Below are 25746 nucleotides of genomic sequence, written 5' to 3'. Positions count from 1 at the left end.
GCGGTGGTTGAAGCGATACTCAATTTCCTTCAGATACATCGGGAAGTGATATTTGGACACGCCTCGGTAATTGTACAGAATATGCTTGGCAAACGACCAGAACCCTTCAATTCCATTGATGTGGTTCTTCGTCCGGCGATCAACGAGGCTTTTACTGTGATTGACCGTGTGATGTTTGCCATAGCGTCGCAACGATTGATAGCCTCGAAAGGCATCCGTGTAATAGACGGAACCTTTCCGAGTGGTGGTTTGAATGTGGGCCATGAGTGTGTCCGCCGACACATGCTCCACCACCTTGGTATAGACGCGCCCATCCCGCTCCAGTAGCCCGAACACGACGCTTTTACCAGCGGCACCCCGGCCCCGACGCCCTTTGCGTCGTCCGCCGAAATAGGCTTCATCCAGTTCAATCTCGCCCGACAGTTTACTGGCCATGCCTTCCAATTCGGCGACGTGGAACAACGCTGCCCGCAGTTTCTGGTAGACCCGGCTGATGACTTTGGGATCGACGCCCAGGTCATGGGCCAACCGATAGGCGGGTACCTGCTGATAGAATCCCTGCAGAATGGCAATCTCTCGCCGGAGCTTCGCGAGACTCTTCTGCCGTCGACAGGTGCGACATTTGACATACCCACGTTGCGTCCGATTGACCCGAAACGAACCACAGAACACACACTTGCGGCCACGCAAAAAGTTGGCCGCACACCCAAAAACACGATGAGATCCCGTAACCATGCGGCCTCCAGCCTACCAGATGGTTACGAAACGCCCTAATTACCTAAGGATAAGCCTAAGGATATACTTGTTTTTGCTTTTGCTCAGATTTTTGGCCTTGTTGGTTTCCGAACGGGGGTGAATGATGAGCAGGAGAAGGGTAGCCCTAACCCCAGTTCAGAAAAGGGTAACGGTGATTGCTCGGAAAGCCAAAAGCGCGAGGCGCAGGGTAATGCCTGTTGTACCTGTGCGTTGCCCAATGGGAAAAACTTTCGTGTGTTTGAATGTGCTCCCCAGAGAGCCATAAGCGTTGATTTTAGGAATATCTACATTCAATCAAACCGCGGGTTACGATTCCACTCGGCGAACCTGGAGAGATGCCAGGTAGGTGGGACGAATCTCGATGCGTGTTACTTCAATGACGTGCGATGGCCAAAGGTAAGAGCGCATTTTCCTGTTTATGCACTTCGTGTAATGGCATGGCCGATAACCGGGCTTTTGTTTTCAAAAATTCTGCAGTGGTTCGCCTGCTTCTTTTCGTGGTTCTATGCGTTGATCAGAGGAATTGCATTACTATTTTCAAGATCGGAAGACGAATGGAGGCCTCCGCGGAAGTTATTTGGGATAGAAGATCATGTTCTTTTGGTAGACGAACTTGAGAAAAATATGAAATCCAATTGTGGGTCAACCATGACTATTGACAAGCAGCAGCAATGGGAAGACTTCAAAACGAAATGGACACAGTTCTCAAAAGCCTACAGGGATCTGAAGATTGCTTACGAGCACGACAAGGATTACATCTACGCCAGTGACTTCCATTTTAATGAAAAAGAACTTCGGCGAATCAATCCCGAGGTGCCGTGGTTTACGAAGATTCAGCTGAATCTGTTCTGGCTGATCAATGGCTATGGGGAACGTGCATTGAGGCCGGTGGGGTGGTTTTTGCTCTTTTTCGTGATGGGTACTCTTGTCTATAAGGGTGAAAATGGTCTTACCCATCCGCAACCTGTGGCGTTCTCTGTATCAGATATCTATGCCACTGTGAGGACGCCCGGTAAGGAATCTGAAGGTGCGCTGAATAAGAATTCGATTTTGTTTCCTGCAGTGCCCTTTCGGAGTCCGTCCTTCGTGATTTTTGAATCGGGTGGTGGCGAGGTCAAAAAAGACATGGATGTATCTGGGGGAGGTCAGGAACGTGCTGAGATTGAATTGCTAGAAGCTGCAGGCTTCAGCGCGGCGACGATGGTTTTTTTGAAGCCTGATTTCTTGGTGCTAAGGGAAGGACTCAGTTGGGCTCGTACAATGAGTTGGTTTCAGGCCATTGCCGGCCCTGCACTCTTTGCCATGTTCGCGCTGGCGATTCGGAATAAGCTCAAACGGTAACGCTCTTTTCGAAGGCGTAATTCTCGAAAGAGTACTGTGATTAGGTTAGTGCGTTTGACGGTGGGTCTGATATACGAGCCGATAGCCCACGCCACGGATACCCTACTGGTTACCGAGCTTATTTATCGCCCCTTCCGGGCATTATAAATTCGACCGCCGGTTTGCTGATAACGTTGAAAGACCGCAATGGCCTCGTCTCGGCAAATGTCACGGGTCACGGAAATTCCGCGATCTTCCAGCGTGGCCACCCAGTTTTTAGGTTTTGGAGCTTCATCGAACCCGATTGCCGCTGCGTCGGACCCCCGCGCGGCGCAGACGACGTTTCGAACCCCGGACCAAAGAATCGCGCCATAACACATGGCGCAGGGTTCACAGCTCGTGATCAGTGTGAGCTTCGGCATACCAGGCGCGCCGAGATCGAACTGCTTCAGAGTCGCGTGTGCGTTGGCGAGGGCGACCACTTCGGCATGGGCAAGTGAACAGTTGGTGGGTTCGACGACGTTTACCCCGACGGCAATGAGTCGTCCTGTCTTGGTTTCGAAGACTGCCGCCCCGAAGGGGCCACCGGTCTGAGCGGTGACGTTGGTCAGCGCGAGTTGGATGACGAATCGCATACGATCGGACGCCGCCACGATCGGGTGTTGCTGCCGACGCGCAAGACGGATGGCCCAGGATGGGAGGCGAAAGGGAGACGTGGATGGGACCCCAGACGTCACGACGGCAACGAACGCGTCAACGCCTCAAGATTCTTCGTCACCATGGCATCACCGTTCTTCGTCGAGACGTCAATGCCCGTCGCACAGACGGTTCGGCATTCGTCGAGGCGCTCCAGTTTCTGGAGAGATTGCGCGAGCCCATAATAGGCAGCTGAGTAGGTAGGTTTTACCGTGATGCATTGCTGGAGCGCCTTCGCGGCTTCTTCAAAGTTCCCGTCGTCCATGTAGGCTTTCCCCAACCCAAACCAGGCGACATCGTCGTTCGGGTCCATGGCCAGGAATTTCTTCAGCGGTTCGATTCGTGGATTGGGCATGATGGCTCCTGTTGTTCGTGGGAAACGATAGCAGTGCTGACGCACATTGTCTATGGCGTTTTCTGCATGATACTCTGACTTGAAATTGCGTGTGCGTGTGAGGGTGTATATGGGGAAGACAGGTCTCGTCTATCATCCAGCGTATCTTGAGCATGACATGGGAGCCGGGCATCCCGAGTCTCCCAATCGGTTGCGCGCGATCATGCAGCGATTGGAGGAGAGCGGAGTCGCTGCTCGATTGGTCAGGATCGAGCCGCGAAAGGCCGAGGATGAGTGGATCACGCAAGTCCACAATTCCAATTATCTGGCGTCGCTCACCCGCCAAGCACCCGCGAGTGGCCGTGTCTCGCTCGATCCTGATACGTCTATGTCCCCAGGCACACTGCAGGCTGCCTATTTAGCGGCGGGAGGCGCACTGGCGGCGGTGGATGCCATCATGGCACAGGAGGTTGATCACGTGTTCTGCGCTGTTCGGCCTCCAGGTCATCATGCTGAAGCGGGACAAGCGATGGGGTTCTGCTTCTTCAATAATGTGGCGATTGCTGCCCGCTATCTCCAGAAAAAGTATGGACTCACGCGAGTCTTGATTGTTGATTGGGATGTGCACCATGGGAATGGGACGCAGCATAGCTTTGAGGACGATCCCTCGATTCTCTTCTTCAGTACCCACCAGTATCCCCATTATCCGGGCACAGGCCGAGGAACGGAGCGCGGCAAGGGAGCTGGGGAAGGATTCACCATCAATGTGCCGATGGAAGCCGGTGAGGGAGACGACGAGTATCGCGCTGTGTTTCAGAAAGTGCTGCTAGCGGCAGCAGATGATTTCAAGCCAGAGTTTGTCATCATCTCAGCCGGCTTCGATGCGCATAAGGATGATCCGTTGGCGAGTATGGGATTGACTGAATCCGGCTATGCGGAGTTAACCGAGATTGTGGCGGGTATCGCCACACGCCACGCGAACGGCCGTATTCTCTCCTCACTCGAAGGCGGATATAACCTAACGGCGCTTGCCGCCTCCGTTCACGCACACATCGGCGCGCTTCTGAACGCATGACACGTGGACTGAAGATTGTTCTCGGGGCCATTGTGGCTGCGGCCATCGTGTATCTCTATTACGCGGAGATCAAACCGGTCGTGATCTTCGGGTTACGCGATGACTATGCCCATGCCATTCCGTTTCAGAACGTCCCTAAAGGGTTGACCAGTCTCAAAGCCGAATCCTGTGGCCAATGTCACCGTGAGATCTATGAGGAATGGAAGACGAGCATTCATGCCCATGCCTACGAAGATCCGTTTTTTCAGGCCTACTGGAAGAAGGATAAGAACATTTGGGTTTGCCTGAATTGCCATACACCGCTCGAGAATCAGCAGCCCACACTGGTGAAAGAGATTCCACGTGGACGAGTCGAGAAAGCCATTCAAGAGCCAAACCCGCACTATGATCCGGAGTATCAAAAGGAATCGGTCACCTGTGCGGCCTGCCATGTGCGCGATGGCGTGATCCATGGGCCGTTCGAAGATTCCGTGGCGCCACATCCCACGAAATTTGACCCAAATTTTAAAACAGCTCAGCTGTGCTACCGCTGTCATAATGTAGTGTCCGGCCCGGCCCAGTTCTATAACGTGGGACCCTGCGGGACCTATGCGGAATATGAAGGCCAGTACTGGCAGGAGCAAGGCTTCATCTGCCAGAGTTGCCACATGCCGGAGATTGAGAGACCGGTGGCTTTGGGTGGACCGGTCCGCAAGGGGCGTCAACATCTCTGGCGGGGCGGACATGATCAAGGGATGGTGTCGCGAGCGATTGCTGTTCAGGTGAAAGCGGATATCTCTGTTCCGAAGCCTGGCGATCGGGTTGGGTTTACGCTCACGCTGACGAATGCTGGTGCCGGGCATAAGATTCCAACAGGTGACCCCGATCGATTTTTTACGGTGGAGTTCCTTGTCGAAGATCAGCAGGGACACATACTGGAGCAGCAGAGTTCCACGATGGGGCGGTGGATACTCTGGCAGCCTGTCATCGTAGAGTTGTATGATAATCGACTGTTCCCGCAGGCCAGCCGTGACTATCAGTTTGCGTATCGGATACCCGAGAAGACGGACGGACTGAAGCTGAAAACACGGGTGCGGTACCATATTCTGACCGATGGACAGCATGAGATGTTGCACACGAAATACGGCTTGACCGGCAACGATCCCTATCGATTTGTCGTCTATGAGCAAGAGTTTCCGTTATCGGGCGAGTTGAAAACCGCATTGGAGCACCAAGAAACCGGGCGATCGCACGTCCGTCGCCAACAGGATGGCAACAGTTGCAAAGCTGTCGCGCACAGCTGAATTGCCCGTCGTGGGCTAGAAAGAGCTAGGCATCGTGACACATCCATTACTCATCGATACTGAATCGCTTCAGCAGCAGCTCGGTCAATCGGGCGTGGTGATTATCGACGTGCGAGGCAAGGCCGCATATGAATTCGGCGGGCATATTCCCGGGGCCGTGCATTCCACGTGGCATGAATATAGCGATCCCAATGCCGTCGCGAAAGGCTTGCTCAATCCAGCTCTCGGCGAGATCGAGCGTATTCTCCAGCGGCTTGGGGTCAATCAAGACAGTGAGGTGGTGATCTATTCCAATCCGTTCGACAACTGGGGCGACGAAGGGCGGATGTTTTGGATGTTGGACTATCTGGGCCACACCCGGTTGCGTATTTTGGATGGGGGGTGGGTGAAGTGGACGGCGGAAAAGCGGCCGTTTGAGCATGGACTGGTTTCCCCACCGAGGGGAAACTTCACCGCTCGACCACGTCTGGATTTGATTGCATTGAAAGATGATCTGAAAGACCTTGTCAGGGGGCCGCATCCACAGACGGCGATTCTCGATGCGCGCAGCGTTGAAGAGTATCTAGGCAAAGAGCTGTCGGGTATCCCACGGCCCGGTCACATCCCCTCAGCCATCCACGTGGCGTGGAATGGGTTTTTGAATAAGGATGCGACGGTGAAAGATCTGTCGGTGATCAAGGAGATGTTGGTCGCAAAGGGGATCGGCAACGGACAGGACGTCATTTGCTACTGTACCGGTGGCGTGCGATCGGCCTGGCTCTATTTCATCCTCAAGCTTGTCGGGTATTCAAAGCTCAGAAACTATCCTGGGTCGTGGTGGGAGTGGAGTCGAGACTTCGCCTGTCCAGCCGAAAAAGATTTTCATGCGCTTCAGAAAATGCTTGGGTTTGGTCCAGCCTCCAAACCTTCTTGACAGTCTTGCAGAACGCTGTGTAAGGTGAATTCAAGTATTTTCCAACGTAAAAGTTCGCATCTTCAACCATCAAGGAGGCAGCCATGATGAGAAGAATCTGTCGTAGTGCGATGTTGGTGTTCGGACTTGGTGTATTGGTTGGCGTGCCGGTGCTGACGGGTTTAGCGCTCGCCGGCGACAAGCATGTGGCTGAAGCGGTCGAACACGCGAGAGGCGCTGCATCACATGGGAAAGAAGGGCATGCGGACGCCTGTGTTGAGCATGCGAGTGAAGCCCTCAAACATGCGACGGCTGCTGGACTGAAAAATCCCCATTTGATGGAAGGGATCAAACACCTGACGGAAGCTGTGAAACATGGCAAGGCCGGACATGCCGATGCATGCACGGAACATGCAGATGGCGGCGCGACGCATTTGGCTGAAGTAAAGTAACGCAGCAGGGTTTGTCGCTGACGTCTTTTAGCGGTCAGCGAGTTTTCAGACGGGCAGGGACACACTCCCTGCCCGTTCGTGTATGACGGGAGTGTGACGTGCAAGTCGGATTCTACCAATTCGATCCACAGTTCGGTGAGGTGGCCAAGAATCTGGAGATGGTCACGGCCAAGCTGGATCAGGCGGATGCGGATCTCATTGTACTGCCGGAGTTGTTTGCATCCGGCTATCAGTTTCTTTCACAACAGGAAGCGTATCAGCTCGCTGAACCGGTTCCTGATGGTCCCACGGTCCGTTGTCTGGTCGACATCGCGAAACGCCGCAAGATGCACCTTGTGGCGGGACTTCCTGAACGATCTGGTTCCCGCTGCTACAACTCCGCCGTGGTCGTGGGACCGTCTGGTTTTCTGGGATGCTATCGGAAAACCCATCTCTTTTTCGAAGAGACACAATACTTCACGCCCGGCGACTCAGGATTTCTTGTGTGGGACATCGGAGCTGCAAAGATCGGGATCATGATTTGTTTCGATTGGTACTACCCGGAGGCGGCACGCACCTTAGCGATGCAGGGGGCCGAGATCATTTGTCATCCCTCCAATCTGGTCTTGCCGAACTGCCCGGATTCCATGCCGGTGCGATGTCTCGAAAATCGGGTGTTTGCCGTGACGTGCAATCGAATTGGTAGCGAGGCACGGGGTGGCAAAGAGCGGTTGACCTATATCGGCCAGAGCGAAGTGGTCACCCCGAAGGGGGTGATTCAACATCGGGCGTCGCATGACCAAGAAGAGCTGACGATCGTTGAGATTGATCCGGCGCAAGCCCGCAACAAGAGTTTGAATCGCTACAACGATCTGCTTCGCGACCGTCGTACGTCGCTGTACAAGATGTAAATTCTCGCCACTGTCATTTCCTGCTGAGAGCTGCCCAGTGCTTGCGCAAGTTGCGTGGGCAGAGTAGGATTTCGCTCTATGGACACCAAACTTCATAAAGGGATGTTTCTGATCGCGGCGCCAAGCCTTCGCGATCCGAACTTCCGCCAGACCGTTGTGTTGCTATGTGAACATGGATCGGAAGGAGCGCTTGGCGTCATCGTAAACCGTCCGACGGCCATGTCCATCTCTGAGGCCTTGCCTCAGATCCCGGTGCTGGAGGGATCAGCCCATGTGCTCTATGCCGGTGGTCCGGTGCAGACGAATCAAGTGATGCTGCTGTACCGGGGTGATCAGTTTCCGGATAATGCGCACCACGTGTTCGACGGAGTGTGCCTTGGCGGAGACGTCGGCATGGTCGAACGCATTCTCACCGGTGTCGGGACGAAGGAATCTTTCCGCGCCTATCTTGGCTATTCGGGGTGGGGACCAGGCCAGCTGGAGAATGAAATGAAAACTGGCTCCTGGATCACCTTACCCGCAGATTCGCAGGCAGTGTTTGAAAAAGAACCGACGCGTGTCTGGGGGGACATTCTTCTCACGCTGGGCGAAGCCTATCAGCCGTACGTCGACATGCCCTTCGATCCATCCTGTAACTGAAGCCTTCGCGCGTCCCGACCGACATCGACTCCATCATCATTGAAGCGTGCCCACGCCGAGTGCTAGGCTCGTCTCTGCTGTGAGGGAGCGTGGCTTGTCGCGGAGGTCATCCCTGTCGGCATGATCGTTCGGATGCAAGGTTCCTGACGCGATCGTCGCGTCAAACGTGGAGTTGGATGAGAGAGCGTATACGAAGAGGGAGAACACACACGTGAATCAGCCAGATACGTCTCGGCCAGGAGCCGAGGCCTTGTTGAGAAAGTTACACGAACGCCCGCACCAGCCGATCGGGAGATGGCTGCGGGCCCCAGCCCATGTGCACTATAAAGCCTTTCGGATGTCCGACCCGCCGACACAGCGTCCAGCCAGTCGGGTGGAATTCCAATCGCTGTTGGGACATCTTAAGATTTCTGCCGAGGCGACCTACGTCAGGGAGAATTTCGGCTACGGTGTGAAGGAATCGGAACACGGCGATCGGCTTATCCTCATCTGGCAAGCCCATACGGAATACTATAGTTACCAGCTCTGGCATCTACCACCGCAAGCGAACGGCGCACCGACTTTTGGGCCATTGACGTTTTCAGAGTACACGTTTCCCGTGGAGCCGCTTGGGACGGTGGTCTGCCGTTTGGACATTCTGCTGACGACGGGCATGCTCCCGCCTCGTCAGGAGTTGCGCGGACTAATGCCTGGCCCGGTTTTGTACGGCAGCCGAATCTTCAATGAGCAGACATGTGTCGCGACAAGTTTTACACCGGACGACCAAGAGCGAGAACGGTATTGGGTCAGTGTCGGGCCGTCGCAAGGCGATCCCTCACGCCTGAAAGACATTGTCGATGCCATTGTGCGGATCGAGACCTACTATCATTTGCTACTGATGCAGAAACCGCTGTTCTCCGCTGCCGTCGATCAGGTCTATAAGTTCGAGCAGGTTCATCTGAAACAGCGCGAGATCATCACGAACCACATCGGACACGCTGATTCCCAGACGTTGCAACGCTGGTTGAATACCCTCACGCAGGATCTGCTCAAGACTAACCGCATGGCTGGAACACTTCACTTCGAGCTGTCCGCCTCGCTTCCCTATGACAAGATCGTGCATACGACGTTGGCGTCTCTTGCCGAGCACCCCATGGAGTCCTATCGGCCCATCTCCGATTATGTGTTGAGCGGTATTACTGGTGTGGCGGAAGGGCATCAACAGCTCTTGCGTCGTATCGACACGCTCCGTGGCGGATTCGAGGGCATCATCACCATCATTCGGACCCGTATCGACTTGATTCTGGAATCGCAGAACCTCGCACTGCTTAAAAGCGTCGACAAGACGACGAAGAGCCAAGTGCTGCTACAGCACACCGTCGAGGGGTTGTCGATTATTGTCATCGCCTATTACCTGGCAGGACTTTGTGGATATGTGTTCAAAGGGTTTCAGGAAATGGGTTGGCTCAAGAATGCGAATATTGCCTCGGCGGTGTTCGTCCCCATCGCTATCGGACTTGCCTTTGGCATCACCACGTTCAGCAAAAAGTATCTGCACAAGAAGCTGGAAGGTGAACAGCCTCCGGCGAAGCCTAAAAAGCCAGACGAGGAGTAACTCCGGGATCTGCACGTAAGGCAGATACTAAGGACCGATCGGAGAATATTACTGAGGCGAACGCTAAATAGTGCGTGCCTTAATTCTTGGAAAGCAAATAAACAGCGGATTTTCGGGATGTTCTTGCTTGCAAAGTGCGTACTCTTTCATGGTCGGATCAGTATGTCTTATTTTTGCCTCGCCTGGTTGTGGAAGTCTGAATGCGGTATCTGATTGAACAGCGTATCCACACGCTTGCTGATAATGCAGTCGATCAGTCTTCTGGTCAAGGTTTCGGATTTACCTGCAACGAAGTTGAACTTTCCGCTTGGCAGGAAAATCTGGATCAGGGTTACTGGACTCATCAGTATTGGTTAGCAAGGTTCAACATTGAGGCAGGTAACGTTAAGGAGGCTAGACGAGAATTTGGGGAACGCCTGACAAAGATTGCCTGCCGGATTTTCGTACTGAGTCAATGTTATATGGAATGGCTTGATCAACCCTACTTTGTGCTTCGCAGTGACTGTAGTTGTGGTGTCTTCAGGTGGACAAAACCGCATGGGCCAGTCGGCCTCATGTTTGAAGAAAACGAGCGCTGGGCACTAGAAGTACTGCTCGAAAATTCAGAGGTGCCGGATGCATTTTATCAATATTGGAAAGATGCCACTAACACCACCGGGTATTCGTCTAAACTGCTATTGATGCTAAGCGCGATTGAGGCTCTATGCAAGAAGAACTCGAGTGGAACCAAGTACTCGATTGACTTCATCAAACTTGAACAGATTCTTGGGAAGGATCTGAAGGAAGACTTGTGGGGCACAAAGGAAGACAAGGGGAAAGGAGCATTACGGCATCGGCTGGTCCACGGCGAATACTTTGAGAAGCTTGACCATCTCACGAATTATGTGAACCACCTGCATTCAAAAATTATCGCCTATTTTAATGGTTCGATTCTCAAGAACGCCGTCATCCATGAAGGCGTGGTTAACCCACAACGACACCCATCAGGTAGCGCGTATCATGGTCACTCCTTAATACGTGCACTTGGTAGCTCGGAGCTGAACCTAGGATCTATTCTGGGTGGAATAGATAAAGATGGCCGCCCGGATGGGCGATGCTACGAAATTTTATGCGATCCACAATTATTAGACAATTACTGATCGCAAGCTACCTAGGCTCAAGCAAGTTTCAACACTTCAAACAGGAACCTTCCTGTATGTGACGCCGTCACCTTCGCCACCTGCTCCGGCCGGCCTTCCGCAAAGATCTGCCCGCCGGTTGCGCCGCCTTCTGGGCCGAGGTCGATGATCCAGTCGGCGGATTTAATGACATCCAGGTTGGCTCGACGATCACCAGGGTGTTGCAGGCATTCACGAGTTTCTGGAGAGAGTCGCTAGGGTTCAACAATCTTAAGGCCTGAGACTTTCGCTGCGATTCGCCGAAATTCGAGCACGTTGCTGGTCACGACGGTTGCGCCGATTTCTCTTGCTGTGAGAGCGATGAGAACATCATTCATGGGCCCAAGCCGGTCGCGTAATCCGGAAGCGTTTCCATACATGGCTCGAAAGAGCTGCCCAGCCCGATCAAGAACTGTAGGCGTCAGGCCGAGAGTGCGTTCGGAAGAGAATGCGTGTTGAAGTCGGTCAATGGCTTTCTTGCGCTTTGGTGTGTCTGCGCCGAGCCGAAGTTCAAGTAGAACAATGGCTGAGATGAACCGCACAACACTCCCATGTCCACCCAAGACCCATTCTGTGTGTCTATCTGCTCTTAAGAAATCGATGAAGACATTCGTATTGAGGAGGACCTTGCCACCTATCGGTAAGGCCATGGTCGGTCGTCGCCTTTCAAAATTCCTTTCAGAGGTCGAAGCGCCTTACTCAGTCGTTGTTCCTCAATCAGGAGAGAGAGTGCCTTATCAATCGCTTCCTGCTCGGAGGTAACTCCGAAATATCGCTTTGCAGCATCGATCTTTCGCTGATCCAATACGAGGTGCTTGTGCTTCAGCGCAGTAGTCATGGCCCCTCCAAAATGTACATGCGATGTACATGGACAGTATAAACAATCATATTGTTACACGGCAAGGCCTCAGAGACTTCTCAATCTATGGAAGATGCTCTCGCTAAGGCGTTTGTGAGAAGCCGTCCTGTACGTGATCCAGCTATCTTCGCGACTTGTTCCGGTCGTCCTTCGGCTATGATCTGACCGCCGCCGGCCCCGCCTTCGAGGCCCAGGTCGATAATCAGCCGACTTGACACATTGAGACGGGTCACGACCATGAGAGTGTTATATCCGCAGTGTCAGGTAGCTATTCCTCATGCCAAAATCCTTTGAGGTCGAACGACAGCTGTCGATGATGTTTCACCGCGAGGAAGATCACCTGGTCTCGGCGTACGAGATACAACACGAGATACTGGTCCATCACAAACTCACGCAGGTCGTCTTGTTTGCCGAGAAGCGTGCTCAGCCGCTTGCTCAGCACTCTTGCCTTTGTGGACTTGATTGTGCGGGCTAAAAACGATCGGCCAGACTGTGGAAACCGACACAGAGTTGGTATGGCATCGTCGAACAGTCGAGCGAGGAAATGGCGGAATGTTGTGCGGCTGTGGGGTTCAAGGAACTCTTCAATGGCGCTAAGATTAGCAGAAAAGTTTTCGGTAAACCTCGGTCGTTTACCGGCCATGACGTGCTTTGAGTTGGGCGAGGCTCATGGTCTTGCCTGCTTTGAGGTCAGTGAGACCTTTGATGGCTTCTTCCAGTAGTCCGAGATGGATGTGCTCCCGCTCTAGCCGGTGGTAATAGTCCAGGCGATCTGCGTCGATGAGCGCCGCGCAGCTACCCCCATTCTTGGTAATAAGTTTCTCGCTCCCGTTCGTTCGTACCTCGTCGCACAACTCGGTGAGCTTTGCTCGTGCTTGACTGAGTGAAACGACATCTTTGGATGTAATTCCCATCGAGTTCCCCCTTTTGTCTTAGTAGCTAGTTAAGTCTATATTCTGTACAGAATTACGTCAATATCCGTCGGCTCAAGATATCTTGCCTAGAAACTGCCCCGTATGTGACGCCGCTACTTTTGCTACTTGCTCCGGTCTTCCCTCCGCAATGATTTGCCCCCCTGCGGCGCCGCCTTCTGGGCCGAGGTCGATGATCCAGTCGGCGGATTTGATGACGTCGAGGTTGTGCTCGACGACCACCAGGGTGTTGCCGGCGTTCACGAGTTTGTGAAGAACGGTGAGGAGCTTCTTGATGTCGTCAAAGTGCAAGCCCGTCGTTGGCTCATCCATGACATAGAGGACATCTTTCGCGCTGCTGTCCTTCAGCTCGGCGGCGATTTTTAACCGCTGAGCTTCGCCGCCGGAGAGTGTGGTGGCCGATTGGCCTAGGCGCAAATACCCCAGGCCGATGGAGGTGAGAAGGTGTAAGCGTTCCTGGAGCTTGGGCATTCCAGTGAAAAAGGAGAGCGCCTCCTCCACGGTCATGCCGAGCACATCGGAGATGTTCTTGCCCCGGTAACGAATCTTCAGGACCTCCGGTTTGAAGCGCTTGCCGTCACAGACCTCGCAGGGTGCGTAGATATCCTCGAAGAAATACATCTCTAGCTTTTCCACACCGCTGCCTTCGCAGCGTTCACAGCGACCGCCAGAGGCATTAAACGAAAAGTGGCCTGGTGTGAATCCTCGCGTGAGTGCTTCCCGTTCAGACGCAAACAGCCGGCGGATCTCATCGAAGGCTTTCAGGTAGGTGATGGGGTTGGAGCGAGGAGTGCGTCCGATCGGCTGTTGGTCGATCAACTTGATGCCTTTGAGGTGTTCGATGCCTTTGATGGCCTTAAAGCGCCCCATGGGAAGGGAGTCCACGCGAAACGCGCGGGCCACGGCGCGGTAGAGAGTGTCTTCGACTAATGTACTTTTGCCAGAGCCGGAGACGCCGGTGACACACACGAGCATGCCGAGGGGAATCCGAACGGACAGGTCTTTCAGGTTATGTTCAGCCACGCCAGCCATCACCAGCATCTTGCCGTTGCCGGGTCGTCGCTTGACGGGCAGGGGAATGCGGTCTTCGCCTCGCAAGTATCGAGCCGTTGTGGGACGACGGTCCTGGATGAATTCATTGGCTGGTGCCGCACAGACAATCTCGCCGCCCTTTTCACCGGAGTGAGGACCGAGTTCAACGATGTAGTCGGCTGATTCGATCATGCGGCGATCATGCTCAACGACCACGACGGTGTTTCCGGTATTGGCAAGATCGTGAAGGATCTCGGCGAGGAGGTCGGTATCCCTTGGATGAAGGCCAATCGTCGGTTCATCCAGGACGTAGAGTGTGCCAACGAGCCGAGAACCCAGCTGATTCGCCAGCGCAACTCGTTGCGCCTCACCACCGGACAGCGTTTTCGTCTGTCGGTTGAGCGTCAGATACCCAAGGCCGACTCGTTGGAGGAAGCTCAGTTTGGCCGTGAGCTGACGGAGAATATCTTCGGCGATCGCTTGCTCAGTGGGCGAGAGGGGTAAGGAGTCTACCCATCCTGAAAGACTCTCGACGGTCCGTTCCGTCGTCGCATGAATATCGGCATCGGCGATTTTGACAAACAGCGCGTCCGGCTTCAGGCGGCTGCCATGGCAACCAGGACAATCGAAAGGCGTACGGTAACGGCTGAGAAAGACACGGACATGGAGCTTGTAGCGTTTGCCTTCCAGGTGCTCGAAGAAGTCGTTGATCCCATCGAAGGACTTGTCACCCTGCCAGAGCAGTTGCTGAGTATCCGTGGGAAGCGATGTGAACGGGATCGTGATATCGACGCCTTTTCGTTTCATCGCAGTGATCATTTGCTTCTGCCACCAGGCAGAGCTCGGTTTACTCCAAGGTTCCACCGCTCCATCGGCAAGTGACTTGGCTTGGTCAGGGATCACCAGTTCAGGATCGTACCGCAGCACATTGCCGAAGCCTTTGCACTCGGGACAGGCGCCGAACGGATGGTTGAACGAAAAGAGAACCGGCCGCAGGGGCTCGAAGGTGCGCCCGCATTTCTGGCAGAGCGATTTCGTGCTGTACGACTGTTGTCCATGACCGATGAGGTCGATTGAGCAGCGGCCCTCTCCTTCGCGGAAGGCTGTTTCCACTGCTTCGACGAGACGAGTGCGGTTGTCTTCCCGGATCACTAGGCGATCGAGGACGATGTGGAGCGAGGAGAGCTTGTGGAGTGAACGCTGTCCGACCTCATGTAGATCAACGATCTCGTTGTTTGCTTTGAGCCTGGCAAACCCCCGCGTCAGGAGTGATTGGACAAAAGTCGCCTCTTCCTTGGGTGAAGGAGTTGCGATTGGGAACAGTATCATGGCCCTGGCATCAGGCCATCGTGTCAGCAGGTCGTCTGCCACGCTGTCTGGCTGGAACGATCGGGCCTCTTGCGTACAGTCAGGACAGATGGACTTGCCGATCTTGGCGAAGAGCAGGCGCAGGAGATCGGCAATTTCCGTCGTCGTCCCAACCGTCGAGCGCGATGTGCGCACTTGATTCTTCTGCTCGATGGCAATGGCCGGGCGCACGTTGAGAATGCGATCAACGTCCGGGCGAGCCACCTTATCGAGAAACATGCGGGCATAAGTCGAGAGCGACTCGACATAGCGCCATTGCCCTTCCGCGAAGATTGTGTCGAACGCGAGCGAGGATTTTCCCGATCCTGAGACGCCAGTGATAGCCGTGACTTTGTTGTGGGGAATCTGAAGCGAGACGTTCTTCAGATTATTCTGCCGGGCGCCTTCAATGATGAGGTGATCGGTCGAGGGTTTGGGGGGCAGTGGGTTTGGCATAGCGAGCGATTCCACAGGTGAAAGACCGACCATCGTAGCAATTGGTGACGATTGGATCAATGACGGAGCAGGGACGAGAGTGGCCAAGGCTGTTCCTGGTTCTTGCCTTTGTCTAATGGAAGCGTAGAATGCGCTGCGTACGTACCCACCCTTGAGAGTGCAAAGATGACGAAGATTCTTAAAGTGTTCATCAGTCACACGTCAGAATTCGCTAAGTATCCTGAAAAGAGATCGTTTATCGACGCTGCAGTTGCGGCGGTGAATCGGGCTGGAAGTGTGCCACGCGATATGGGGTATTTCACGGCGCGAGATGAAAAACCTGCCGAGTACTGTAAGAAGTGCGTTCGTGAATGCGATGTCTATATTGGGTTGATCGGGTTGCGCTATGGCTCTCCTGTTCGTGACCAGCCAGAAGTCTCCTATGCCGAACTCGAATTTCAAGCGGCGACGGAAGCACCAACCATAAAACGGTTCCTTTTCCTACTCGATCCGGAGGCGTCGGTTCCACTGAGGCGCTTCATGGATGTGAGGTATGGCGATCGGCAGGAGCAGTTTCGTCAACGACTGAATGATGCAAAAGTGATGTGTGCATCGTTTAGCAATGTCGATGAGCTTGAGAAACTTATTTACCAAGCGTTGAAGGAAGATGAAGAAGAGAGAGGGCAGCCAAGCCCGCGGCAGGTTCGCATCGATTGGCCGGAGGGCACGTCGCCCTATCGGGGGTTGCTGTGGTTTAACCAGGACTATGCGCCGTTGTTCTTCGGGCGTGATCGTGAAGTGGACGAGCTCGTCGCCAAGATGAGTGAGCCGGGGGGACGCACACTGCTCGTCATCGGGGCGTCTGGATCTGGGAAATCGTCCGTGGTCGCGGCGGGAGTCTGGCAGGCTATTACCAAACAAGGGCGATTACCTGGAAACGCGCAATGGCTATGGCAGCGCATCCAGCCGAGCGATGGCGACACCCCCTGGGATGCGTTGGCCCGTGGACTCAAAGAGATCTTCCAGCTCGCCGTTCGGCCACGATTGACAGCCACAGGCTCGACGTTTCGGGACCTCCTCTCTCAGCATCTCACCCAAGGGCAGGAATTGATCCTGTTCGTCGATCAATTCGAGGAGGTGTTTACGAGTGGCTTTCACGAGCCGGACATTCAGACGTTTCTTGAGCAAGTGATCGGCACGGCGCAAGACCAGACCAATCGGCTCAGAGTCATCGCCACTATCCGTAGCGAATTTCTTGGGAAGCTGGAAGAGTACGAATCAACCCTGGCCCTGCTCAACAGTCCTTACCGGCATCACTTGGGTCCTGTATCGCCGAGGGTATTGCAGGACATGATCGAGAAACCGGCTCACGCCACCGGATACGAGTTTGAGCAGGGACTTGTCGAGCGGATCTTGCAGGATACTGGGCAAGAGCCGGGGAACCTGGCCCTTGTCGAATATGCCCTCAAGCAACTCTTTGAGAGGCGTAAGGGCCGGATCTTTAGGATGGAGGCCTATGAGGCCATTGGTGGTGTGGTCGGTGCGATCGCGACAAAGACCAATGACGTCTTGTCTGGTTTGGACGAACAGGTGGGCGGATCGTTCGACCGCGTCTTTGCCGAACTCATGCACCTCGAACGAGAACGCCCGCCGACGCGACGCCGCGCGGCCGTTTCGATGTTCAGTTCGAATCAGGCCGCCAAGAAGCTCATCGACGCATTGGCAGGACAAGAGTGCCGCGTCTTGGTCACGAGCGGGACCGGCCAAGAGGCCGTCGTGGAGGTCGCCCATGAGAAGTTGTTTACTGCCTGGCCGGAGCTCAAAGATTGGATTGAGAAGAGCGGGGAAGCCTTGCGTGATATCGATCATGCTGAAGTGGAAGCCAGGAGATGGCAGAAGGGCGGCGACAATCCACACGAGCTGTGGCTTGGCAACCGTGCGAAGAAGGTGCTTAATGCGCTCGAGCAGTTCGGCAAGAGTCTCTCTCCCGAGTTGGAGCGGTTTCTGAAGCCTCACCAGCTGCTGCTTGCGAAATTAGAGGAGGAGCTCTCGCATCAAGAGCGGCTACTGATCGGCCAAACGCTCGCCGAGTTCGGCGATACGCGACCCGGTGTCGGGGTGAAAGACGGTGTGCCTGACATCGTGTGGATCGATATCCCCGGAGGCAGCGTCAAGCTTGAGGATGGCGATCACGTGTTCGAGGTGAAGCCCTTCCGCATGGCTAAATACCCAGTGACGAACGCGCAGTTCGCGGCGTTCATCACAGCAACGGATGGCTATCGAAATGAGGAGTGGTGGAAGGACATCGAACAGAGCGAGGAGGCGTGTACCGCGTCATGGCACGAAGCTAACGCTCCTCGGGAAACAGTCTCCTGGTACGAAGCCGTTGCCTTTTGCCGGTGGCTCAGTCACCACCAGCCTGACCAGCCGGTTCGTTTACCGACAGAGTGGGAATGGCAGCAGGCGGCGACAGGGGGAGATCCAGAGCGCGAATATCCGTGGGAAGGCGGGCGGGATGGTTCCCGTTGCAACAGCTATGAAAGCCGACTGAACCGGACCACGGCGGTGGGGATGTATCCTCAGGGGGCCACGCAACAGGGTGTGCTGGATATGATGGGGAATGTCTGGGAATGGTGTGTGAACAAAACCAGGAACTCCGAACGACTGGAGACCATGCGTATCGACAAGGGTGGCGACCGGCGCGTGATCCGCGGCGGTTCCTGGGACTACAGGCTGGGGAGCTCACGTGTCTCTCTTCGGAACGGGTGCGATGCCGGCTACCGGGGCGCCGGATCGGTACACCTGCGTGAGACCCGGGACGACATAGGCAATGCCGACAGCCGGGACAACGGCATCCTTGGCTTCCGTCTTGCCCTGGACCTTTCGTAGCCCTGTGCGCTTTGTTCTTTGACCCTTTGCCTCCGAGTCCGTTGGGCGAGTGTAGTCAGATGTGGTCGAGGGAGCTGCGGGAAGCCCATCCGCTCATGCTTCGACAAGCTCAGTACGAACGCATGATAGTAGGTTGTGGAGTGACGTGATGTCTCCGACGGTTCCCCAAGCCGTGCAGTCGTGCCACAAGCTGTTGCTGTGGCTGATTCCGCAGCTCGATGAATTCCCGCGCTCGCGTCGTTTCACATTAGGAGAGCGCCTCGAAATGCGGTCGAGCAGGTTGCGGAAAAACTCTCCGTTCATCCGGTTCGATGAACTCACGGCAGGCTTCGACATGCCTGTTCTGAGCGAAGTCGAAGAACTCAGGGCGACTGGTTAATTTGTCTGTGGCGCAGAGCGGCTGACGTATTTATGAAGGATGCTGGCGATCAGGCTTTGATAGGGTAGGCCTTCTTCGGCGGCGCGTTGCTTGAGCAGCTCAAGGTCGGCGGTCGATAATCGGATATTGATCCGGGCGTCCTTGCGCACGTAGCGCCGGGCGGCTTCCATCGCTTCTTTTCTGGCCATGTCCTGATTCTTGACCGGCCTGAAAGCACCGCGTTCGTAATCAGTGATCAGCTGTTCTTCGTCTTGATCCAACACGAGTTTCTTCTTCATGATGGGCGTCCTTTCGCGCGGCTTCTCGTGGCCTTCCGGCTTGGATAGATCGTCTTTAAAAACAGTGTCTGGTGGTCTCTGACGACTGGGACGACGTAAATATATCCACCTACATCGACTTCGTAGAGAAGCTGGTTGGGATAGCGCTCGCGGTCGTGATGTTCCAGCACCTGAACGAGATGGCCGCTTTCAATCAGCGCGATGATCTGTTCGAAGCTGATTCCGCGCTCCCGGATGAGCCAGGTGTTCTTCTCTGGATCGAACGCATAGTCCCATTTCTCCACATTGGGAATATTATGACGATGTGTGCCTCTTGTCAACAGGAAGGCCTTCGCACAGCATGCGTGACGGTGCCGGAGAGGGCCAGGGGCGCTGCCTGTCGAACGCGTGATCGATCTAGGAATCTGGTTGTTGCCTGTGCCGCAGGCGGTGCAATCATGCCACAAGCTGCTACTCTGGCTGATTCCCGCAGCTTGATAAGTTTCCTCGTTCTCGTCGATTCACGTTGGGGGAGCACATCGAAGCCAGTGGCCGATTGGGCGCGAGCTGAGGGTTCTTCAATTATGAGCCCGAGATTCGGCTTTTTTCTCTCCGACGCCTCCCGAAACTTGCCGCAAGTTAAAAATAGTAACAACCATGTTTACAATAATATAACATGTTGTTATAAATGATAGTAAGAGGATGTTTCGTGTCTGTCGATAATAAAACATCTCAAGAAATTCAAGAATTTATCATCCGCAATGTCGGGAGTCATCCGACTGACATCGGTCGCCTTACCGCTGAAAAGTTCGGTCTGTCTCGGGTCGCTATCGTCAATCGCCTGGGGGCCCTCATAAAAGTGAGCCTCTTGGTAGCAGAAGGAAAGACCAAGGCCAGGCGCTATGCCCTCAAGGTTCTGAACAGTCATCAGAAAGAATTGCAGATTGTTCCTGGGCTGACGGAAGACCAGGTGTGGCTTCGTGATGTGAAACCGCACCTGCTTGGTCTGCCGAGCAACGTGTTGGATATCTGTGCTCACGGTGTGACGGAGATGGTCAACAACGTCATTGACCACTCTGAGTCGACCACGGCGGCGATCAGTGTCTCCCGCGATGCGGCCACCATCATCATTACAATCCGCGATTACGGAGTCGGGATCTTCCACAAGATTCAGCAAGCTCTCAACCTCAGCGACCCGCAACATGCCATTCTGGAGTTGGCCAAGGGGAAACTCACGACTGATGCCGCCAAGCATACAGGAGAAGGCATTTTCTTTACCTCCCGAATGTTTGATGAGTGCAGCATCGCCTCGGGGACGTTGCTGTTCATCAGGCTCCGACGAACGGATGATTGGTTGTTTGAATCGGAGGAAGCGCCAAAGGATGGCACAGAGGTCGTGATGAAAATTGCCACAAATGCCAGTCACACGGCCAAGGAGATCTTTGATATCTATCGAGCAGAATTCGACCAATTTGGCTTCTCAAAGACCAACATCCCTCTCGTGCTGCTCAAATACGAGGGAGAGCAGCTCATTTCTCGTTCTCAAGCCAAGCGGTTAATGGCTCGCATTGACGAATTTCGAGAGGTGATTTTGGACTTTAAAGGCATCACCTCAATCGGACAAGCCTTTGCCGATGAGGTGTTCCGTATCTATCGACGCGAACATCCAGTCGTCAATATTTACCCGGTGAACATGGCGCCGGACGTCAACGGCATGATTCAACGGAGCCTATCGGGAAACCCGGATGATCCGCTGAATGAATATCTCCGAGGCGATATGGAGAAGCACAAGGTCACGTGAATACACGACGAATAGAGGCCACAAGCAGGAAAGGCTTGGTGATTGGTTCATCGAATGAGAGGATAACGCACCTTAAACAGGAGGGCACATGATTCTGTCAACGACAAATAATATTGAGGGCAAGAAGGCGGTGAAGTATCTGGGATTGGTGTCCGGAGACGCGATTCTGGGCGCGAATATCTTTCGTGACTTTTTCGCATCGATCCGCGATATCGTGGGGGGGCGCTCGGCGGCCTATGAAAAGGAATTGCGGAAGGCCAAGGATATCGCCCTTGGAGAAATGCGCGAGCAGGCCAAGAACTTGGGTGCCAATGCGATTGTCGGCATCGATATCGATTATGAAACGATCGGTGCCAACAGCAGCATGTTGATGGTGAGTGCGAGCGGCACGGCTGTGGTGCTCGAGTAGCAGGAAACTGAAAATGTCCGTCAGCTTCGTTCTCGCATCGTTCAGACCCTCAACATACCCCAGAGGGTATGCCTCGGCCCTTCACTCGCTGCGGCCTTCCTGAACAGCCATTTTGAGTCTCCTGCCGAAGAGAGGGTCTTCTGGGGATAGTGAAGGAAATCCGACGATGTTGCTGTCGGACATTGAATATCTCGACATAGGCAGGCGGATTATGCCGCTGCTTGGATCAGTCTTGACCGGGTCCTCGGCGGAGGCGCTGCGTGAGCTCGCTCGGGTCTATGATCCGACCGCAGATGACTCTCGTATCAGCGCCGAGGTGTTTCTCTTCCATAAGTATCTCCTGATGCAGGCCTGTGTAGGCGTCTTTCCAGACGCACACGTTGATCACGTGGTGGGTGGGTTGTTCGCGGCGCTCAACGAACGGGCCAGTGGGTTGGAACTTGGTCCACACCGGCAGCAGGCGATGGAAGCGGTGTGGCAGCAGCGGGCGGGGCAATTCGATCAGCCCTTTTCACAAGACCGAGTTCTGTTTCTTGATGAAGGGGCTGGGCCGGCCCACTGGCAGCAGACGATCGGCCGATTCTGTCAAAACGTACGAGCCATGGAGAGCCCACCGGATCTCTGGGCAGGGAACGATAGCCCGTCTTACCTGGCCAGCCATTCTGTGACCATCGCCCTCGATCAGATGCTGGTCGCTCTCGGGGAGATCAATCGATTACATTTCAGCGGACCGGCATAGAGGTTTCGCTTACCGGTACACGTCTTTCCGGTGTTCAATCGACAGGATCTCGATCCAGCCGGCGACTGTACGGTAGAGAACACGATAGGGCCACACCCGGTAGGACCACACCTTGTCTTTCTGAAATCGGCCCTTGAGCGGTTTGCCCTCGTGGGGATGGTCAGCTAAGTGACGGAGCGATTCTTTTATGCGTTCACGGATTCCATCATCGAAGGCTTCGAGATCTTTGACGACCTGGTGGGTCAGCTTGATGAGCCTCACTGATCTTCGCCGAACACATCCTTGAACGAACGCACTTTTCCCGCCTTTGCCTCTTTCAAACCTTGCTGGAGGGCTTTGACCGCTCTCGGATTCGAGAGCAATTCCAGGGTTTCCACCCAGCTTTCATATTCGTCAGCTCCCATCACGACCGCTTTCGGCGTGCCATTCTTGGTCACAATGACCCGTTCTGACAAACGGTCAGCTTTATCAATCAGAGAAGAGAATCGAGATCGAGCTTGTTTGAGCGACATGGTTTTTGTCATGGTTGTTCCTCGCTAGCTTGAAGTGTACACAATCATGTACCCCTTGGCAAGCCATGGGCAGATGGTTAGACCATGCTCGCGCGGCCTACCGGATCATCATTTTTACCAGCCCCACACAGCCCATATACAGGACGAGCGATCCGACCATCGCCGGCCAGAAGCCAAGGCGCGGAATGCCTAGGATCATCGCGACGACATAGACGGTCCAGGGCGGGACAAACCACAGCAAGTTCTTGGCGTAGTCGACCGTCGTGGCCCCACCGCCGCTGCCATAGAGCAAGATAAAGGTGACGCCGGTAATGGCGGGAAACGTGCTGGCCATGGCGGCGAGAAACGACTTGCCTTGCGAGCCAAGATACGTGGAAAAGCTCACGATGCTCCCACCCAAGAGAAAATAAAGCAGATACTTGCCAAGATCGTTCACCGACTCTCCTCCTTAGCTTCCGTGAAACGCTTCCATTGCTTCCCGCTCTAGCAGAATGCTGAAAAAGTCCTCCAGCGGTGTTCTCGCATCACTCAGAGGCTCAACGTACCGAAGCGTACGCCTCGCCTCTTCGCTCGCTGCGGCCTTGCTGGGCGGCCTTTTTGAGCATTCTGAGATGCAGCATGCCACAGTCCTTTCTATCACCGTGCAACGGTGCGCGAAGCAGAATCCGAGTTTTTCAGCAGACTGCTAGCGCCTCACCCTCACTGAGATCGCGCGGCGAAACCTATTTTATCCTATCGTCGCTCTGACGGCACTGTACAGGATGATGACCTCAATAGCATGGGCCACAATCGTAATCCAGAGATTGCGGGTTCTGAGCCAGATGGTTCCCCATATGAGTCCATCCCATACGGCGATCCAGTGGAGATGGTGGAATGTATTCACCATGAATGGATCGAATGCAAACGTGAGTGAACTGATTGCGAGGGCGAGGAGCGCCGGCCGTGGGCGTGAGTTGGTCCCTAGCCAACGCGATTCGAGTTCAGCTAGTCGACCCAAGAGAAAACCACGAAAGTTCATTTCTACGAACAGCGCGATACCGCAGATGAGCCATGGCACCATGAGCAGGGGGGGAAGCAGACCATGGGGCGTCTGCTTGAGGAACGTGATGTCGTAGCCGAGATGCGGATAGACTGCCAGAATCACGAAGGTATTCAGACTGCCCAAGCACAGTCCCGTCAGAATTCCCCACTGCAGGCCGCTCCGCATCTTTTCTTTTTCTAACCCCAGTTGTACCGAGACCTGTGAGGTACGGACAGCCCAGAGACCAAGTCCAATATAGGCGAGGACTTGCGGCGCGAATTGAACGAGGAGCAGTTCCCTGCAGGAGTCTGGCAGACCGTAGTAGCCGAATGTTGCTGTGATGGGGAGCAGCGGCAGTGCTGCTCCCACAGTGAGCATGTGATCTGGAGCCAGCCGACCTGGCCCGGACGCCATGAGAAGGTTACGAGAGCTCGAGGTGATAGCGGTCCAACGTGGTCGCTTTATGCCGTGCGAGGTTGGACAGCGACTTGTTGTAATCGACGACGGCCCGTAGTTCGTTCCCCTGAGCCGTGGCCAGGTCTCGTTGGAAATCGAGCACGAAGCGAGTGGTGCTGAGGCCGACCTTCAGCCGTTCTTGTTCGGCTTGCAACTGCTTTTCCGCCATGATGCGTGCCGAACGGGTGGTCTCGATGCGTTTGAAGTCGGTTTGGACTCGACGTACTGCCTCACGAATGCCGACGATGATTTGTTGGCGCACGTTGGCAAGTGCGACTTCCGCATTCTTGGCTTCCAGTTGGCGCTTGGAATAGGTGCTGACCGCGGCGCGGTTGCCAAGCGGATAGCTGAGCACCAGTCCCGCTCCATAGTTGTAGAAGTCGCCGCTGAAGTTCCTGGTAAAGGCTTCGCCGTAGTCGCCGCCAAGCCCGGCGAGTCCGAGGGTGCCTTGAAACGACAGCGTCGGCAGCAATTGGTTGCGGGCGAATTGCTTGTTGAGTTCACCGGACTCGATCTGTTTTTTGGCCTGGGTGATCTCCGGACGTTGTTCGATCGCGATGTCGATGGCCTCTTGGAGGCTGAGGGGCTCTAGGACCGTGACGGGGACATCGGCGGGTGTCAGCCGCACGTCTTGACGCAACTCTTCCTCGCCCGGATTCAAGAGACGCCGTAATTGATCTTCCTGGTCACGAATGGCTTTCTCCGCTACCAACACTTGCTCTACCCTGGATGCCATCGCGGCTTCGGCTTGCAGTACGTCGACGATTGACATGATCCCCGCTTTCGACTTGGCGCGGTTTGTGGCTAAGAGTTCTTCGGCGGCCTTTAACGCTGCCTGTGCGACTTTCAAGTTTTCGTTCGCAAACACCAGCTCCCAATAGGTCTGCTCCACCGTGGAAACGACGGTCATCACACGATCTCGAAATACATGCTGCTCAACCTCGGCATTGTTTTGAGCAACCTTGATGAAGGTTTTGTTGATCGCGATCCCGGCGTTTCTGAGTAATGGCTGCGTAAAGGTGAAGGCCAGGCCGCCCGTCCACGAGGGATTGAACAGGAATCCTCTGGCGACATTTTGATTCACGCTGCTTCGTGCCGGAGCATAATTCACATCGAAATTACCGCCGGTGATGAGGTTGGTCGAGGCGTCCACGGTCACGGAATGGTTGCGTTGATCGAAGGTTGTGATCTGACCGAGGAGGTTCGGATCAGTTCCTCCGAACACCGGTCGATTGAGCGGGTTCACCGTTCGGTTATATTGACCATTGATGCTGAGATTGGGGTCGAACTTGGATTGTTCGATGATGATATCAGCCAGCCGACTTTCACGATTCTGACGGCTGATGCTGATGTCGAGATTGTGTTGCAGTGCGCGGATCGCGGCGTCAGCCAGGGAGACAGTTTCACGTCGTTCAGCGGGAATAGGCTGAGTCACATCAAGGCTCCAACTTTGAGATGGTGACACGACGCAGCACAGGCCAGCGAGCACGAGATTCGCGAGATGGTGGCGAGGTGGAGTTGGGCGATTCATACATGCCTCCTTGATCGACGATCTGAGCAAGAGCATACTATAATGTGTCCTATGGACGC

At 54.6% G+C, this 25746-nt stretch carries 29 protein-coding genes (1 of these 29 only partly in view); 14 read left to right on the top strand and 15 right to left on the bottom strand.

Going from position 1 to position 25746, the window contains the following annotated elements; genetic code table 11:
• On the bottom strand, nt 1-735 hold the 5' portion of the coding sequence (locus E8D52_03225; protein ID TKB70075.1) for an IS1595 family transposase. It extends 36 nt beyond the left edge of the window; the window shows 735 of its 771 coding nt (coding positions 1-735); the start codon lies at nt 733-735; its stop codon lies beyond the left edge, outside the window.
• Nucleotides 736-852: 117 nt separating this feature from the next.
• On the opposite strand from E8D52_03225, the gene E8D52_03220 reads away from it, so the two are divergent.
• Nucleotides 853-2097, top strand: coding sequence for a hypothetical protein (locus E8D52_03220; GenBank protein TKB70074.1), 1245 nt, complete (start codon nt 853-855; stop codon nt 2095-2097).
• A gap of 122 nt (nt 2098-2219) precedes the next feature.
• On the opposite strand, the gene E8D52_03215 is transcribed toward E8D52_03220, so the two are convergent.
• On the bottom strand, nt 2220-2813 hold the full coding sequence (locus E8D52_03215; protein TKB70073.1) for a nucleoside deaminase: 594 nt from the start codon (nt 2811-2813) through the stop codon (nt 2220-2222).
• Nucleotides 2810-3127: a tetratricopeptide repeat protein gene (locus E8D52_03210; protein ID TKB70072.1), complete on the bottom strand. Its 318-nt coding sequence runs from the start codon at nt 3125-3127 to the stop codon at nt 2810-2812. The genes E8D52_03215 and E8D52_03210 overlap by 4 nt, the downstream gene beginning before the upstream one ends.
• A gap of 109 nt (nt 3128-3236) precedes the next feature.
• Between E8D52_03210 and E8D52_03205 the strand changes: the two genes are divergently transcribed.
• The 8 genes from E8D52_03205 to E8D52_03170 all read left to right on the top strand — a co-directional run bounded on the left by E8D52_03205 (nt 3237) and on the right by E8D52_03170 (nt 11070).
• Complete coding sequence (locus E8D52_03205; protein ID TKB70071.1) at nt 3237-4181, top strand: histone deacetylase; 945 nt, start codon at nt 3237-3239, stop codon at nt 4179-4181.
• A complete protein-coding gene (locus tag E8D52_03200; GenBank protein ID TKB70070.1) occupies nt 4178-5464 on the top strand; it encodes a hypothetical protein in 1287 nt (428 codons plus the stop codon). Before E8D52_03205 ends, E8D52_03200 begins: the two co-directional genes overlap by 4 nt.
• Nucleotides 5465-5498: 34 nt before the next feature.
• Nucleotides 5499-6377, top strand: a complete 879-nt coding sequence (locus tag E8D52_03195) for a sulfurtransferase (protein ID TKB70069.1) — start codon at nt 5499-5501, stop codon at nt 6375-6377.
• An 83-nt stretch (nt 6378-6460) separates the two neighbouring features.
• On the top strand, nt 6461-6808 hold the full coding sequence (locus tag E8D52_03190; GenBank protein ID TKB70068.1) for a metal-binding protein SmbP: 348 nt from the start codon (nt 6461-6463) through the stop codon (nt 6806-6808).
• Between the two features lie 98 nt (nt 6809-6906).
• Nucleotides 6907-7698, top strand: coding sequence for an acyltransferase (locus E8D52_03185; GenBank protein ID TKB70067.1), 792 nt, complete (start codon nt 6907-6909; stop codon nt 7696-7698).
• Between the two features lie 78 nt (nt 7699-7776).
• Nucleotides 7777-8337, top strand: a complete 561-nt coding sequence (locus E8D52_03180) for a YqgE/AlgH family protein (GenBank protein TKB70066.1) — start codon at nt 7777-7779, stop codon at nt 8335-8337.
• Nucleotides 8338-8488: 151 nt separating this feature from the next.
• A complete protein-coding gene (locus E8D52_03175) occupies nt 8489-9931 on the top strand; it encodes a DUF3422 domain-containing protein (GenBank protein TKB70065.1) in 1443 nt (480 codons plus the stop codon).
• Between the two features lie 200 nt (nt 9932-10131).
• Nucleotides 10132-11070, top strand: a complete 939-nt coding sequence (locus E8D52_03170; GenBank protein TKB70064.1) for a hypothetical protein — start codon at nt 10132-10134, stop codon at nt 11068-11070.
• Between the two features lie 233 nt (nt 11071-11303).
• Here the strand turns inward: E8D52_03170 and E8D52_03165 are convergent, their stop codons facing one another.
• The 5 genes from E8D52_03165 to uvrA all read right to left on the bottom strand — a co-directional run bounded on the left by E8D52_03165 (nt 11304) and on the right by uvrA (nt 15714).
• Nucleotides 11304-11738, bottom strand: a complete 435-nt coding sequence (locus tag E8D52_03165) for a type II toxin-antitoxin system VapC family toxin (GenBank protein TKB70063.1) — start codon at nt 11736-11738, stop codon at nt 11304-11306.
• On the bottom strand, nt 11723-11926 hold the full coding sequence (locus tag E8D52_03160; GenBank protein TKB70062.1) for a hypothetical protein: 204 nt from the start codon (nt 11924-11926) through the stop codon (nt 11723-11725). Before E8D52_03160 ends, E8D52_03165 begins: the two co-directional genes overlap by 16 nt.
• Nucleotides 11927-12215: 289 nt before the next feature.
• The gene (locus E8D52_03155; GenBank protein TKB70061.1) at nt 12216-12590 is read right to left on the bottom strand and encodes a hypothetical protein; all 375 of its coding nucleotides are present in this window, start codon (nt 12588-12590) and stop codon (nt 12216-12218) included.
• Nucleotides 12580-12861: a type II toxin-antitoxin system Phd/YefM family antitoxin gene (locus E8D52_03150; protein TKB70060.1), complete on the bottom strand. Its 282-nt coding sequence runs from the start codon at nt 12859-12861 to the stop codon at nt 12580-12582. Before E8D52_03150 ends, E8D52_03155 begins: the two co-directional genes overlap by 11 nt.
• Nucleotides 12862-12933: 72 nt before the next feature.
• A complete protein-coding gene (gene uvrA, locus E8D52_03145) occupies nt 12934-15714 on the bottom strand; it encodes an excinuclease ABC subunit A (GenBank protein ID TKB70059.1) in 2781 nt (926 codons plus the stop codon).
• A 165-nt stretch (nt 15715-15879) separates the two neighbouring features.
• Here uvrA and E8D52_03140 point away from each other — a divergent pair, with 165 nt between their 5' ends.
• Nucleotides 15880-18582, top strand: coding sequence for a DUF4062 domain-containing protein (locus E8D52_03140; protein ID TKB70058.1), 2703 nt, complete (start codon nt 15880-15882; stop codon nt 18580-18582).
• A gap of 148 nt (nt 18583-18730) precedes the next feature.
• Nucleotides 18731-18961 carry a hypothetical protein gene (locus E8D52_03135; GenBank protein TKB70057.1) on the top strand — a complete coding sequence of 77 codons (231 nt, stop codon included), beginning with the start codon at nt 18731-18733 and terminating at the stop codon, nt 18959-18961.
• On the opposite strand, the gene E8D52_03130 is transcribed toward E8D52_03135, so the two are convergent.
• A complete protein-coding gene (locus E8D52_03130; GenBank protein ID TKB70056.1) occupies nt 18958-19239 on the bottom strand; it encodes an antitoxin in 282 nt (93 codons plus the stop codon). The two genes, E8D52_03135 and E8D52_03130, sit on opposite strands and share 4 nt — an antisense overlap.
• Nucleotides 19236-19523: a DUF4258 domain-containing protein gene (locus tag E8D52_03125; GenBank protein ID TKB70365.1), complete on the bottom strand. Its 288-nt coding sequence runs from the start codon at nt 19521-19523 to the stop codon at nt 19236-19238. The genes E8D52_03130 and E8D52_03125 overlap by 4 nt, the downstream gene beginning before the upstream one ends.
• A gap of 383 nt (nt 19524-19906) precedes the next feature.
• Between E8D52_03125 and E8D52_03120 the strand changes: the two genes are divergently transcribed.
• The 3 genes from E8D52_03120 to E8D52_03110 all read left to right on the top strand — a co-directional run bounded on the left by E8D52_03120 (nt 19907) and on the right by E8D52_03110 (nt 22167).
• Complete coding sequence (locus E8D52_03120; protein TKB70055.1) at nt 19907-21019, top strand: DUF4325 domain-containing protein; 1113 nt, start codon at nt 19907-19909, stop codon at nt 21017-21019.
• 88 nt (nt 21020-21107) lie between these two features.
• A complete protein-coding gene (locus E8D52_03115) occupies nt 21108-21428 on the top strand; it encodes a heavy metal-binding domain-containing protein (protein ID TKB70054.1) in 321 nt (106 codons plus the stop codon).
• A 166-nt stretch (nt 21429-21594) separates the two neighbouring features.
• On the top strand, nt 21595-22167 hold the full coding sequence (locus tag E8D52_03110) for a hypothetical protein (protein TKB70053.1): 573 nt from the start codon (nt 21595-21597) through the stop codon (nt 22165-22167).
• Nucleotides 22168-22176: 9 nt separating this feature from the next.
• Here E8D52_03110 and E8D52_03105 read toward each other — a convergent pair whose 3' ends face one another.
• The 5 genes from E8D52_03105 to E8D52_03085 all read right to left on the bottom strand — a co-directional run bounded on the left by E8D52_03105 (nt 22177) and on the right by E8D52_03085 (nt 25723).
• Nucleotides 22177-22548, bottom strand: a complete 372-nt coding sequence (locus E8D52_03105; protein TKB70052.1) for a type II toxin-antitoxin system RelE/ParE family toxin — start codon at nt 22546-22548, stop codon at nt 22177-22179.
• Entirely contained in the window at nt 22425-22691 is a 267-nt protein-coding gene (locus tag E8D52_03100) for a type II toxin-antitoxin system Phd/YefM family antitoxin (GenBank protein TKB70051.1), read from the bottom strand. The genes E8D52_03105 and E8D52_03100 overlap by 124 nt, the downstream gene beginning before the upstream one ends.
• 85 nt (nt 22692-22776) lie before the next feature.
• Entirely contained in the window at nt 22777-23115 is a 339-nt protein-coding gene (locus tag E8D52_03095; protein ID TKB70050.1) for a DUF3147 domain-containing protein, read from the bottom strand.
• A 291-nt stretch (nt 23116-23406) separates the two neighbouring features.
• Nucleotides 23407-24114, bottom strand: coding sequence for a CPBP family intramembrane metalloprotease (locus tag E8D52_03090; protein ID TKB70049.1), 708 nt, complete (start codon nt 24112-24114; stop codon nt 23407-23409).
• A gap of 7 nt (nt 24115-24121) precedes the next feature.
• Nucleotides 24122-25723 (bottom strand): TolC family protein, encoded by a 1602-nt coding sequence (locus tag E8D52_03085; GenBank protein TKB70048.1) that lies wholly within the window; start codon nt 25721-25723, stop codon nt 24122-24124.
• Between the last annotated feature and the right edge of the window lie 23 nt (nt 25724-25746).

This window comes from Nitrospira sp. (assembly GCA_005116745.1).
Classification (GTDB): Bacteria; Nitrospirota; Nitrospiria; order Nitrospirales; family Nitrospiraceae; genus Nitrospira_D.
The sequence above is the reverse complement of the archived record's forward strand: the minus strand, read 5'-3'. Positions and strand labels throughout refer to the sequence as shown.

What these genes read in the sequence shown, in the direction of transcription:
- E8D52_03140 (TKB70058.1), top strand. Translation starts at nt 15,880, where the DNA reads ATGACGAAGATTCTTAAAGTGTTCATCAGTCACACGTCAGAATTCGCT.
- E8D52_03170 (TKB70064.1), top strand. Translation starts at nt 10,132, where the DNA reads ATGCGGTATCTGATTGAACAGCGTATCCACACGCTTGCTGATAATGCA.
- E8D52_03115 (TKB70054.1), top strand. Translation starts at nt 21,108, where the DNA reads ATGATTCTGTCAACGACAAATAATATTGAGGGCAAGAAGGCGGTGAAG.
- E8D52_03085 (TKB70048.1), bottom strand. Translation starts at nt 25,723, where the DNA reads ATGCTCTTGCTCAGATCGTCGATCAAGGAGGCATGTATGAATCGCCCA.
- E8D52_03120 (TKB70055.1), top strand. Translation starts at nt 19,907, where the DNA reads ATGATAGTAAGAGGATGTTTCGTGTCTGTCGATAATAAAACATCTCAA.
- E8D52_03210 (TKB70072.1), bottom strand. Translation starts at nt 3,127, where the DNA reads ATGCCCAATCCACGAATCGAACCGCTGAAGAAATTCCTGGCCATGGAC.
- E8D52_03130 (TKB70056.1), bottom strand. Translation starts at nt 19,239, where the DNA reads ATGAAGAAGAAACTCGTGTTGGATCAAGACGAAGAACAGCTGATCACT.
- E8D52_03165 (TKB70063.1), bottom strand. Translation starts at nt 11,738, where the DNA reads ATGGCCTTACCGATAGGTGGCAAGGTCCTCCTCAATACGAATGTCTTC.
- E8D52_03110 (TKB70053.1), top strand. Translation starts at nt 21,595, where the DNA reads ATGTTGCTGTCGGACATTGAATATCTCGACATAGGCAGGCGGATTATG.
- E8D52_03155 (TKB70061.1), bottom strand. Translation starts at nt 12,590, where the DNA reads ATGGCCGGTAAACGACCGAGGTTTACCGAAAACTTTTCTGCTAATCTT.
- E8D52_03135 (TKB70057.1), top strand. Translation starts at nt 18,731, where the DNA reads ATGTCTCCGACGGTTCCCCAAGCCGTGCAGTCGTGCCACAAGCTGTTG.
- uvrA (TKB70059.1), bottom strand. Translation starts at nt 15,714, where the DNA reads ATGCCAAACCCACTGCCCCCCAAACCCTCGACCGATCACCTCATCATT.
- E8D52_03160 (TKB70062.1), bottom strand. Translation starts at nt 11,926, where the DNA reads ATGACTACTGCGCTGAAGCACAAGCACCTCGTATTGGATCAGCGAAAG.
- E8D52_03090 (TKB70049.1), bottom strand. Translation starts at nt 24,114, where the DNA reads ATGGCGTCCGGGCCAGGTCGGCTGGCTCCAGATCACATGCTCACTGTG.
- E8D52_03100 (TKB70051.1), bottom strand. Translation starts at nt 22,691, where the DNA reads ATGACAAAAACCATGTCGCTCAAACAAGCTCGATCTCGATTCTCTTCT.
- E8D52_03180 (TKB70066.1), top strand. Translation starts at nt 7,777, where the DNA reads ATGGACACCAAACTTCATAAAGGGATGTTTCTGATCGCGGCGCCAAGC.
- E8D52_03150 (TKB70060.1), bottom strand. Translation starts at nt 12,861, where the DNA reads ATGGGAATTACATCCAAAGATGTCGTTTCACTCAGTCAAGCACGAGCA.
- E8D52_03190 (TKB70068.1), top strand. Translation starts at nt 6,461, where the DNA reads ATGATGAGAAGAATCTGTCGTAGTGCGATGTTGGTGTTCGGACTTGGT.
- E8D52_03205 (TKB70071.1), top strand. Translation starts at nt 3,237, where the DNA reads ATGGGGAAGACAGGTCTCGTCTATCATCCAGCGTATCTTGAGCATGAC.
- E8D52_03200 (TKB70070.1), top strand. Translation starts at nt 4,178, where the DNA reads ATGACACGTGGACTGAAGATTGTTCTCGGGGCCATTGTGGCTGCGGCC.